Raw genomic sequence first — 11,446 nt, forward strand, 5'->3', positions numbered from 1 at the left:
AGTGGCAGATAACGATGAAATATACGTTTAATGAAGAAAAAGAGTTTGATATTGTCGCGATCGGACGCGCGTGTATTGATTTGAACGCGGCGGAATACAACCGGCCGATGGAAGAAACGATGACGTTTTCTAAATATGTCGGCGGCTCCCCGGCAAATATTGCGATCGGCAGCGCCAAGCTCGGATTAAAAGCCGGTTTCATCGGCAAAATTCCGGATGACCAGCACGGCAGATTTATCGTTTCTTATATGCAGGAAAAGGGCGTTGATACGTCACAAATGACCGTTGACAGAGAAGGGCGCAAAGCCGGGCTCGCTTTTACGGAAATTCTCAGTCCCGAAGAGTGCAGCATTCTGATGTACCGGGATGACGTGGCGGATTTGTATCTTGAGCCGTCCGAAGTCAATGAAGGCTACATCGCAAACGCGAAAATGCTGCTCGTATCAGGTACGGCGCTTGCGAAAAGCCCGTCGCGCGAAGCCGTCTTAAAAGCGGTGCAAATCGCAAAAAAACATGACGTAAAAGTCGTGTTTGAGCTCGACTACCGTCCGTATACATGGCAATCGGCAGAAGAAACAGCCGTGTACTACACGCTGGTGGCGGAACAATCCGATATCGTCATCGGTACGCGTGACGAATTTGACGTAATGGAAAACCGCAGCGGCGGAAATAACGATGAAACCGTCCGCCATTTGTTTGCGCACTCCGCCGGCCTTGTCGTCATTAAGCACGGCGTTGACGGATCATACGCATACAGCAGATCGGGGGAAGTTTTCCGGGCGCACGCCTATAAAACAAAGGTGCTGAAGACCTTCGGAGCGGGTGATTCCTATGCGTCCGCCTTCATCTACGGACTGGTCAGCGGCCGGGATATTGAAACGGCTTTAAAATACGGGAGCGCTTCCGCTTCCATCGTCGTCAGCAAACACAGCTCCTCAGAAGCAATGCCGGCTGCCGGTGAAATCATCGAACTGATTGAAGCGCAGCACAGTCTTAACGGTAAATAGAACGTATAAAAGGTGGGATCGTTTGTGGGTAAGACCATTCGCTTAACGACAGCACAAGCGCTGATTCAATTCTTGAACCGGCAGTACATTCATGTTGACGGAAAAGAAGAGCCGTTCGTTGAGGGCATCTTCACGATTTTCGGCCATGGAAATGTGTTGGGGATCGGGCAGGCGCTCGAGCAGGACGCCGGGCACCTGAAAGTCTATCAAGGCAAAAACGAACAAGGCATGGCGCATGCCGCGATGGCATACAGCAAGCAGATGCTGAGAAGAAAAATTTACGCGGTATCGACATCGGTCGGTCCGGGTGCCGCTAACTTGACGGCTGCCGCGGGTACGGCGCTGGCCAATCATATCCCGGTGCTGCTGCTTCCGGCCGATACCTTTGCAACGAGGCAGCCTGACCCGGTGCTTCAGCAGGTGGAGCAGGAATACAGTGCCGCCGTCACGACAAACGATGCGTTAAAGCCCGTGTCCCGCTATTGGGACCGCATCACCCGCCCCGAGCAGCTGATGAGCAGCTTAATCCGGGCATTTGAAGTGATGACAGATCCGGCAAAAGCGGGCCCGGCGACCATCTGCATTTCTCAGGATGTAGAGGGAGAAGCATTTGATTTTGATGAAAGCTTCTTTGAAAAACGTGTTCATTACATTGATCGGATGCAGCCGAGCGAGCGTGAGCTGAAAGGCGCCGCGGAGAGAATTAAGGAGAGCAGCCGTCCCGTCATTTTAGTGGGCGGAGGCGCGAAGTACTCCGGCGCGCGTGAGGAATTAATCGCGCTTTCTGAAACATACGGCATTCCGCTTGTCGAAACGCAGGCCGGTAAGTCAACGGTTGAAGCCGATTTCGCCAACAATCTGGGCGGCATGGGCATCACGGGCACACTCGCCGCAAACAAAGCCGCCCGCCAGGCTGATCTGATCATCGGTGTCGGCACACGGTACACGGACTTTGCGACATCCTCGAAAACGGCGTTTGATTTTGACAAAGCAAAATTTTTGAATATCAACGTCAGCCGCATGCAGGCTTACAAGCTTGACGCGTTTCAGGTCGTAGCCGATGCGAAAGTGACGCTCGGCAGGCTGCACGGCTTATTAGACGGATATAAAAGTGCTTTCGGCACGGCGATTAAAGATTGGAAAGATGAATGGCTGGCTGAACGGGACCGGCTCGGCAAGGTCACTTTTACACGTGATGCGTTCGAACCGGAAATTAAGAACCATTTCTCACAGGACGTGTTAAACGAGTATGCCGACGGGCTCGAGACTGATCTGCCGCAAACAACGGCGCTGTTGACCATCAATGACACGATTCCTGAAGACAGCGTCGTCATCAGTTCGGCGGGATCTCTTCCGGGAGATCTGCAGCGGCTGTGGCATTCCAACGTCCCGAATACGTACCATCTGGAGTACGGCTATTCCTGCATGGGATATGAAGTATCGGGCACGCTCGGCCTCAAGCTGGCTCATCCCGACAAAGAAGTCTATTCACTCGTCGGCGACGGAAGCTTTCTGATGCTGCACTCAGAGCTGATTACCGCGCTTCAATATAACAAAAAAATCAATGTCCTGCTTTTTGACAACTCGGGATTCGGCTGTATCAACAACCTGCAGATGGATCACGGGAGCGGCAGTTATTTCTGCGAGTTCCGCACAGAGGACAATCAGATTTTAAACGTTGATTACGCGAAGGTGGCAGAGGGCTACGGCGCTAAAACATACAGAGCCAATACGGTTGAAGAACTGAAAGCGGCGCTTGAAGATGCGAAAACGCAAGACGTATCCACTTTAATTGAAATGAAGGTTCTGCCGAAAACGATGACGGACGGCTATGACAGCTGGTGGCATGTCGGCGTGGCGGAAGTGTCGGAGCAGGAAAGCGTTCAGCGGGCATACGAAGCGAAAGAGATGAAGCTGAAGTCTGCGAAGCAGTACTAGAGGGGAGGCATCACGATGGGCAAACAAAATATTTTGTGGGGCATCGCTCCCATTGGGTGGCGCAATGACGATATGCCGGAAATCGGAGCCGGGAATACGCTGCAGCATTTGTTAAGCGATATTGTTGTCGCCGGTTTTCAAGGTACGGAAGTGGGAGGGTTTTTCCCTGAACCCTCCGTCCTCAATAAGGAGCTGGCTCTCCGGAACTTGCGGATTGCGGGGAAATGGTTCAGCAGCTTTATCATTCAAGACGGTATTGAAAAAACGGCTGAACAATTTACAGAACACTGTGATTATTTGCAGAAAGTCGGAGCGGATGCCGCCATCGTTTCTGAACAGACGTACAGTGTCCAGGGCTTGGATATTGATGTATTTAAGAAAAAACCGCACTTCTCAGATGAAGAATGGGATACACTGTGCCAAGGCTTGAACCGTCTCGGGAAAATCGCTGACGAATACGGGCTGGAGCTCACGTTTCATCATCATCTCGGCACAGGCGTCCAGACGGCGGAAGAAGTTGACCGGCTGATGGATGGAACGGACCCGCGGTATGTCCATTTACTTTATGATACCGGCCATGCCTATATCTCGGACGGAGACTATATGACGATTCTCAACAAGCATATGGATCGGATCAGACACGTTCATTTCAAGGACGCGCGGTTTGACATTATGGAGCGGTGCAGACAGGAAGGCAAGTCATTCAGGCAGTCGTTTTTACAGGGCATTTTTACGGTTCCCGGAGACGGATGCATCGATTTTACCGAAGTGTACCAAACGCTCGTCCGTCATGATTATTCAGGCTGGATCGTCATTGAAGCCGAACAAGACCCGGCAGTCGCCAATCCGCTTGAGTACGCGCTGATTGCGAGAAAGTACATCGACAGTGAACTGCTTGATCCTGCAAATTAGAGGGGGACTTATATGAATCGTGCCAAGGCGGAATCAGCTTTCAGCAAACGGACCATCGCCGCAGCATTAGCAAATTACATTGATGCAGGTTCCATCGTGGCAGGATCAGCGGGTTTATCTATGTGGGTCAGCTACTTGAAGCTGTCCGACAGTCAGATCGGATTGCTCGGCGCCTTCAGCGCAAACGCGATATCAGCGGCCATCGGAGCGCTGCTCGGCGGGTATTTGGCTGATAAGGTCGGCCGAAAAGCTGTATATACAAACAGTATGCTCGTCTACGCTTTAGGAATTTGTTTGGTTTTGTTTGGATTCAACTTTCCCATGCTGTTATGCGGATACATGATTATCGGGATTTCTGTAGGCGCGGATATTACGGCTTCATGGACCATTATCGCGGAAAACGCCCCCGAGAAAAACCGGGCGAGGCATTGCGGAGTGGCGCAGGTGGCGTGGGCCGCAGGAGCCGTTGTGGTTCTGCTGTTATCCGTTGTGGTCGGTGACCTCGGGCTTTTAGGAAATAAAATTGTCTTTGCGCATCTATTGGTGATCGCCCTGATCACATATGTGATAAGAAAGCGTTTACCTGAGTCGGATGCCTGGAAAAACAGTGAAGAGCGGCCTGCCGCCGTGAAAAAAACATCTTATTTTGACTTGCTTCAGCCGAAATTTTTCAAGAACATTTTGTTTTTAATGGGTGTGTTTCTCGTATGGAATCTCGCCGCGGGCGTCATGGGATTCTTCATGCCGTACATCTACCAGCAGGTCGGCGGCGTATCCGCAAATACGGCCAACATTCTGCAGATGGCCCTGTTTATCTTCACCGGGCTCGGCGTCGCCTGTATCTTCATGCCTTTTGCAGATCAATATCGGAAAACGGTGTTCGGAATCTGCGCCTTTATGGCTGTTGTCGGCTGGTCGCTGTTTTTGCTGCCGTTTCAGGGGCTCCCGATGCTGCTTTTGTTTGTCTTAGCGATCGGCATCAATAACGGAGCCGGCCAGCAGGCGAACTACCAGCTGTGGGCAAGCGAGCTGTTCCCGACAGAACACAGAGCGTCAGCACAAGGGCTCATGTTCTTTCTCGTCCGTATTTCAATCGGCATTTGGAGTTTATTTGTGCCGGTCATCATGTCACAATTCGGCATCGGTTTTATGGCCGGTATTCTGCTCATATGTGTGACGGCCAGTATGATCATCGGGCTTGTCTTCGCACCGAATACGTCCGGCAAGTCGCTTGAACAGATACAGGAGGAACTGTACGGTGCTCCTCAGGACGGCAGAGAGAAAAGAAAGACGAGAACCATTATTTGATTATCAGAAGGAGTGGCGATCAATGAATTTACGTATAGGTGTTATCGGAACCGGTGCTATCGGAAAAGAGCACATCAACCGCATCACAAATAAGCTGTCCGGAGCGGAAATTACCGCTGTCACAGATGTGAATGGGGAGGCCGCGCAGCAGACCGTTCAGCATTTCAATTTGAACGCCTCCGTTTATCCTGATGACGACAGCCTCCTCGCTGCTGAAAATGTGGATGCCGTCTTAGTGACAAGCTGGGGCCCGGCTCACGAATCCAGCGTGTTGAAAGCGATTCAGCACGGCAAGCACGTGTTTTGTGAAAAGCCGCTTGCGACAACGGCAGAAGGCTGTATGCGCATTGTCGAGGAAGAAATGAAGATGGGAAAACGATTGGTGCAGGTAGGTTTCATGCGCAGATATGACAGCGGTTACGTTCAGCTGAAAGAAGCGATCGACAACCGTGCGGTCGGCGAGCCGCTGATGATTCACTGTGCGCACCGCAACCCGACAGTCGCATCGAATTATTCAACGGACATGGCCGTCGTCGATACGCTCGTTCATGAAATTGATGTCCTCCACTGGCTTGTCAATGACGACTATGAATCCGTACAGGTCATCTATCCGAAGAAATCAAAAAATGCGCTGCCGCATCTGAAAGATCCGCAGATGGTCATCATCGAAACAAAAGGCGGCATCGTCATCAATGCAGAAATCTACGTGAACTGTAAATACGGCTATGACATTCAATGTGAAATCGTCGGGGAAGACGGCGTTATCAAGCTTCCGGAACCGTCAAGCATCAGCTTGAGAAAAGAAGGGAAATTCAGCACCGATATACTGATGGACTGGCAGCGCCGATTTGTGGCTGCGTATGATGTGGAAATTCAGGACTTCATTGATTCGATCCGGAAAAAAGGCGAAGTCAGCGGTCCGACGGCATGGGACGGTTATATTGCCGCGGTGACAACAGACGCGTGCGTAAAAGCTCAGGAATCCGGACAGAAAGAGCCAGTGGCGCTTCAAGAGAAACCGGCATTCTATCAATCATTTACGACTGTGAACAAATAATAGATTTGGAGTGAAAGCAATGAAACTGGCCTTAGATCCATCCATGTACCGCGATGATTTAACGTTAGAGGAAATGGTTTATAAAACGGCGGAGCTCGGATACGAATATATCGAACTGTCCCCGCGTGAGGATTTTTGTCCTTTCTACAAATATCCGAAAGTCGATTCAGCAAAAATCAAACAATTGAAGCGCCTTTTAAAGGATACAGGTGTGAAGCTGTCCTCTCTTCTTCCGCTTTACCACTGGGCGGGTCCTGATGAAGACCGCCGACAGGCCGCCGTGCGCAACTGGAAACGGGCGATCGAAATTGCGGTTGAACTTGAAGTGGATTTGATGAACAGTGAATTCAGCGGTTCAAAGTATGATCCGTTGACAAGTGAAGAAAAATTCATCAAATCCATGGATGAGCTGCTGCCCGTCTTTGAAAGAGAAGGCGTTAAACTCAACCTTCAAGCCCATCCATACGATTTTATCGAAACGCACAAAGGTGCGATGGATATGATCCGCGCGCTCGATAAGGATTGGATCAACCTTGTCTACTCAACTGCGCATACGTTCTTCTATGATGACGGCAAAGGCGATATCGAAACCATGTTTGATGAAGCCGGCGACCGCCTCACGCATGTTTTATTTGCAGATACTTTTAATCATAAAGCGGCGCACGGCCTGCGTTACATCGTCAATCCGCCTGATGCGAAAGTAACGGTGCACCAGCATTTGGACATCGGGCAAGGCGAGGTCGATTTTGAGACGATTTTCAGAAAGATGAGAGAGATGAAATTCGACGGAATTGCGACGAACGCCGTGTTTGCTTGGGTCGGCGAAAGAGCGGATGAATCAAGCCGGACCACGCTTAAGAAATTAAAAGAAGAACTGGGTATGGCATAAGCTGAGTATGGAGTTCGGCGGAGCGGGGCAAAAAAGCCCTTCAGCCGGACTCCCTTCATATCGAAAACGCGGATGGGAGAGGCTGACATGAAACTTTGCTTTAATGAAGCGACTACGCTGGAGAATTCAAACCTGAAACAGGATTTAGAACTGTGCGAAAAGCACGGTTATGATTATATTGAAATCCGCACAATGGATAAGCTGCCGGAATACTTAAAAGACCATTCACTGGCCGATCTGGCGGAATATTTTCGAACCCATCACATTAAACCGCTTGCCCTGAACGCCCTGGTTTTCTTCAACAATCGTGATGAGAAGGGTTATAGGGAGATCATTTCGGAATTCAAAAGCATGATGGAAACCTGCAGGACGCTCGGCGTGAAATACGTAGTGGCCGTGCCGCTTGTGACAGAGCGGAAAATCTTGAAAGAAGAGATTAAAAAGAGCAGCGCAGAGGTGCTGACTGAGCTTTCGGACATCGCGGAGCCGTACGGCGTAAACATTGCCCTTGAATTTGTCGGCCACCCGCAATGCACGGTCAATACATTTGAACAGGCGTATGACATCGTGAACGCTGTCGGCCGCGATAATGTCGGACTGGTGTTTGACAGCTTCCATTTCCACGCGATGGGCTCCAATATTGAGAGCTTGAAGCAGGCGGACGGAAAGAAAATTTTCATCTATCATATCGACGATACAGAAGACTTTCCGATCGGCTTTTTAACGGATGAAGACCGCGTCTGGCCTGGGCAGGGTGCGATTGACTTAGACGCCCATCTGTCAGCGTTAAAAGAAATCGGATTCAATGATGTTGTCTCCGTAGAGCTGTTCAGACCTGAATATTATAAGCTGACTGCGGAGGAAACGATCAAAACGGCAAAGGAAACAACGGAAGCCGTCGTATCAAAATACTTCATGAAGGAGGCGTGAACATGGCTTTTGTCACCATGAAACATCTTCTTGCAGAAGCGAAACGGGAGCATTATGCAGTCGGCCAGTTTAATATCAACGGCCTCCAATGGACGAAGGCGATTCTGCAAGCGGCGCAAAAGGAGCAATCGCCGGTCATCGCCGCGGCTTCCGATCGTCTGGTCGACTATTTAGGCGGATTTAAAACGATTTCCGCCATGGTCGGCGCGTTAATGGAAGAAATGGCGATTACCGTTCCCGTCGTGCTTCATCTTGATCACGGAAGCAGTGCGGCACGCTGCAGACAGGCCATTGACGCCGGATTCAGCTCGGTGATGATCGACGGCTCCCATCAGCCGATTGACGAGAATATCGCGATGACAAAAGAAGTCGCCGATTATGCCGCAAAGCACGGCGTCTCAGTAGAAGCAGAAGTCGGCACGGTCGGCGGCATGGAAGACGGGCTGGTCGGCGGGGTCCGCTATGCCGATATTGCCGAATGTGAGCGGATCGTGAAAGAAACCAATATCGATGCGCTGGCCGCCGCCCTCGGCTCCGTCCACGGCAAATATCAGGGCGAGCCGAATCTCGGATTTAAAGAAATGGAGGCTATCTCCCGCATGACTGATATTCCCCTCGTTCTCCACGGAGCATCCGGGATTCCTCAGGATCAGATCAAAAAAGCCATCACGCTCGGCCACGCGAAAATCAATATCAACACGGAATGTATGGTAGCCTGGACAGACGAAACACGCCGCATGTTTCAGGAAAACGGCGATCTGTACGAACCGCGCGGCTACATGACACCCGGCATTGAAGCCGTGGAAGAGACGGTGCGAAGCAAAATGAGAGAGTTCGGATCAGCCGGTAAAGCCGTAAAACAGCAGGTCGGCTGAAGAAAAAGCACTCACAACATCGTGAGTGCTTTCGTCTTTTCGTTTATTTCGTTCTTGCGTTTCACCAAAGTATCACAATCAAATCAACCTGTTGCTGACTGAGAGCGATTGGTAAAGGTAGATGGTGTCAAAGTCATTGATAAACACATGGTTATGTTCGACAGCGGCAAGATTTTTTCTAAATGGGGGATTGCTCTGGCTTGTTTTGTTTCAGTCTTTCAAATTGTAGTCTGCGAACATGGAGATAAAGGGTATAGCACGCGTTATTGAAATAAAATAAAGTCAGCGGCCCAAAGTTTTTCCAGTGGGCTCATTGAGGAAAAAGGGCTTTTCCAGCGTAGCTTTCTGTCTATCCCCTACTTGTTTTATCCATAAGTCATAATAATATCCCTTTTTCTCTAATAACTCTTGATGTTTTCCTTTTTCGACTATTTTTCCTTGATCTAATACCACTATTAAATCAGAGTCTTGGCTGCTTAAAAGACGATGAGTTATTACAATACGGGTAATATTTGATTTTGCAAAGTATTCGTCAATTTTATGCTCTGTTAATGTATCCAAGTTACTTGTTATTTCATCTAAAATGACTACAGAAGGGTTATCGACGATAGCTCTTGCTATTGCTATGCGCTGACGCTGCCCTCCTGACAACATACTGCCATTTTCCCCGATAATTGTGTTATATCCCATTGGCATTCTTATTATATCTTCGTGTAACTGCACTCTCTTTGCTGCTTGTTCAATTTTATCTTGAGATAAGCTTTTAAATCCAGCTATATTGTTTGCAATAGTATCATTGAAAAGAAAGCTTTCTTGTAATACGACCCCCATTTGTTTTCGGAGCTCGTAAAGGTTTAAATTCTTCAAGTCTTCTTCACCATATAATACTTTTCCCTTAGTGGGTTTGTATAACCCCAGTATAATTCTTGATAAAGTTGTCTTTCCACTACCTGTACGGCCTACCAGAGCTAATTTAGTACCTGACTTAATGTTTAATGAAACTTCTTTAAGAATATGTAAGCTCTGGTGCGTAAATGTGACATTTTCAAGTTTTATGTCCTGTTTTGATAGTTCAGTTTCAATTATTGAAGTTTGGTTGAGTTGTTCGGGCTCAGTTTCCATAACATCTTGCATTCGTTCAAAAGTGTCACCGACCAATTGAAATTGTTGCATGCTTGTTATTAAAGAAGCAATCGGCAACAAGAAAGATGTTCCTAAACTGCTAAACCCTAATAAGCCTCCGAGTGTTAAATTTCCGGTGATAACTTCTTTTGATCCAAACCATAATAAGAGAAGGGGTGCACAATATCGGATGCTTATACTTATGCTATCCATTATAGCGTCTAAGTGGTATCGCTGTGAAAATGCTTCGATTTGTTTATCATAGTAATTTGACCACTTTGTTAGGATAGAATGATCTAAACCATTTGATTTAATAAAAGTGATAGCTCTTAGAGCTTCCACCAAAAAACTTTGTGTAGTTGTTTGAATTGATAAGTCATTATGGATTAAATTTTTTATTCTTGGAATCAAAATCATCATTAGTAAGAATTGAATAATTGCCAATCCAATAGCAAAAAATGCAAGCTTAAATGATTGAGTTAACATAGCAATAAAAAATGAAATCAGAGTAATAATATCTAGTACTACTGTTGCTCCATTCTTAGCCATAATCTCCCTTATCATGGAAATGTTACTTACTCTCATTGCAATATCACCGGTTGTTCGATTTTCATAAAAATTAAGAGGTAATTTTAATAAATGTTCCACAAAATCGTTTGAAATGCTTTTACTTATAATAGCTTGAAGTTTAATTGTGAAATAATTGCGGATAAACATAACAAGTCCCAATATAAAAACTGCTATGATGACTACAATTCCTAAAAATAGAAAAGAATTTGTTGATTTACTTATTAAAGAATGATCCACTAAATATTTAATTAAAAAAGGAACGGCTAAGAAGACTACTTGTGTGACCAGTGAAAAGAGAATGATAAGTGAAACAATAGTACGGCTTTTAACTATATAACGTAAATAATACTTTGCTGCGGGTGATGGCATCATCTCTTTAAATCTATCTGACTTCGTAAAAGTCAAGATTACCTTGCTATAATGTCTTTTAAATTCTTCTTCGGATAATCTCAACTTTCCTCTGTTGGGGTCAATTATATGAAAAAGACCTTTTTTAATCTGTTCTAAAACCACAAAGTGCCGTTCATCCCAAAATATGATGCAGGGAAGATATGAATGGATATATTTTTTCAAATCTTTAAATGAAACTTGGTATACTTTGCAGTTAAGCCCATAGTATTCTGATACTGATTTTAAAATGGATACAGATACGCCATTTCTTTGGGCATCACATTGTTCACTTATTTTATTTAGAGATATAGTACTCCCATAGTAACTTAAAATCATGGTGAGGCAGGCGGGCCCGCACTCATATTGTCCCATTTGCCTTACTAGAGGAACTCTTCTTCTCATTGGATCACTCCTAAGAAATAGAGCCTTAACAAAGTAAGGCTCATTT

The 11,446-nt window shown here is 47.2% G+C and carries 9 protein-coding genes; 8 read left to right on the forward strand and 1 reads right to left on the reverse strand.

Translation table 11 applies throughout. The features are described 5' to 3' along the window. The first annotated feature begins 14 nt into the window (after nt 1–14). From iolC to iolJ, 8 genes are all read left to right on the forward strand, one after another. Nucleotides 15–1,007 carry a 5-dehydro-2-deoxygluconokinase gene (iolC, locus tag G9F48_RS05635; protein WP_165409173.1) on the forward strand — a complete coding sequence of 331 codons (993 nt, stop codon included), beginning with the start codon at nt 15–17 and terminating at the stop codon, nt 1,005–1,007. Nucleotides 1,008–1,031: 24 nt separating this feature from the next. Further along, nucleotides 1,032–2,945 carry a 3D-(3,5/4)-trihydroxycyclohexane-1,2-dione acylhydrolase (decyclizing) gene (iolD, locus tag G9F48_RS05640; protein WP_165409174.1) on the forward strand — a complete coding sequence of 638 codons (1,914 nt, stop codon included), beginning with the start codon at nt 1,032–1,034 and terminating at the stop codon, nt 2,943–2,945. A 15-nt stretch (nt 2,946–2,960) separates the two neighbouring features. Continuing rightward, on the forward strand, nt 2,961–3,857 hold the full coding sequence (gene iolE, locus G9F48_RS05645; protein ID WP_057080344.1) for a myo-inosose-2 dehydratase: 897 nt from the start codon (nt 2,961–2,963) through the stop codon (nt 3,855–3,857). Nucleotides 3,858–3,869: 12 nt separating this feature from the next. Beyond that, entirely contained in the window at nt 3,870–5,165 is a 1,296-nt protein-coding gene (locus G9F48_RS05650) for an MFS transporter (protein WP_165409175.1), read from the forward strand. A 22-nt stretch (nt 5,166–5,187) separates the two neighbouring features. Continuing rightward, complete coding sequence (locus G9F48_RS05655; RefSeq protein WP_165409176.1) at nt 5,188–6,222, forward strand: Gfo/Idh/MocA family protein; 1,035 nt, start codon at nt 5,188–5,190, stop codon at nt 6,220–6,222. A 19-nt stretch (nt 6,223–6,241) separates the two neighbouring features. Continuing rightward, entirely contained in the window at nt 6,242–7,111 is an 870-nt protein-coding gene (locus G9F48_RS05660; RefSeq protein WP_165409177.1) for a sugar phosphate isomerase/epimerase family protein, read from the forward strand. Between the two features lie 87 nt (nt 7,112–7,198). Beyond that, the gene (gene iolI, locus G9F48_RS05665; protein WP_012118841.1) at nt 7,199–8,041 is read left to right on the forward strand and encodes a 2-keto-myo-inositol isomerase; all 843 of its coding nucleotides are present in this window, start codon (nt 7,199–7,201) and stop codon (nt 8,039–8,041) included. Between the two features lie 2 nt (nt 8,042–8,043). After that, entirely contained in the window at nt 8,044–8,916 is an 873-nt protein-coding gene (gene iolJ / locus G9F48_RS05670; RefSeq protein ID WP_165409178.1) for a 6-phospho-5-dehydro-2-deoxy-D-gluconate aldolase, read from the forward strand. Nucleotides 8,917–9,198: 282 nt separating this feature from the next. On the opposite strand, the gene G9F48_RS05675 is transcribed toward iolJ, so the two are convergent. After that, complete coding sequence (locus G9F48_RS05675; RefSeq protein WP_165409179.1) at nt 9,199–11,400, reverse strand: peptidase domain-containing ABC transporter; 2,202 nt, start codon at nt 11,398–11,400, stop codon at nt 9,199–9,201. Nucleotides 11,401–11,446: the final 46 nt, after the last annotated feature.

The organism is Bacillus sp. EKM420B, from assembly GCF_011065565.1.
Classification (GTDB): Bacteria; Bacillota; Bacilli; order Bacillales; family Bacillaceae; genus Bacillus; species Bacillus velezensis.

Coding starts and splice junctions, on each gene's coding strand:
- G9F48_RS05655 (WP_165409176.1), top strand. CDS start 5,188: ATGAATTTACGTATAGGTGTTATCGGAACCGGTGCTATCGGAAAAGAG.
- iolJ (WP_165409178.1), top strand. CDS start 8,044: ATGGCTTTTGTCACCATGAAACATCTTCTTGCAGAAGCGAAACGGGAG.
- iolE (WP_057080344.1), top strand. CDS start 2,961: ATGGGCAAACAAAATATTTTGTGGGGCATCGCTCCCATTGGGTGGCGC.
- iolC (WP_165409173.1), top strand. CDS start 15: ATGAAATATACGTTTAATGAAGAAAAAGAGTTTGATATTGTCGCGATC.
- iolI (WP_012118841.1), top strand. CDS start 7,199: ATGAAACTTTGCTTTAATGAAGCGACTACGCTGGAGAATTCAAACCTG.
- G9F48_RS05675 (WP_165409179.1), bottom strand. CDS start 11,400: ATGAGAAGAAGAGTTCCTCTAGTAAGGCAAATGGGACAATATGAGTGC.
- G9F48_RS05660 (WP_165409177.1), top strand. CDS start 6,242: ATGAAACTGGCCTTAGATCCATCCATGTACCGCGATGATTTAACGTTA.
- G9F48_RS05650 (WP_165409175.1), top strand. CDS start 3,870: ATGAATCGTGCCAAGGCGGAATCAGCTTTCAGCAAACGGACCATCGCC.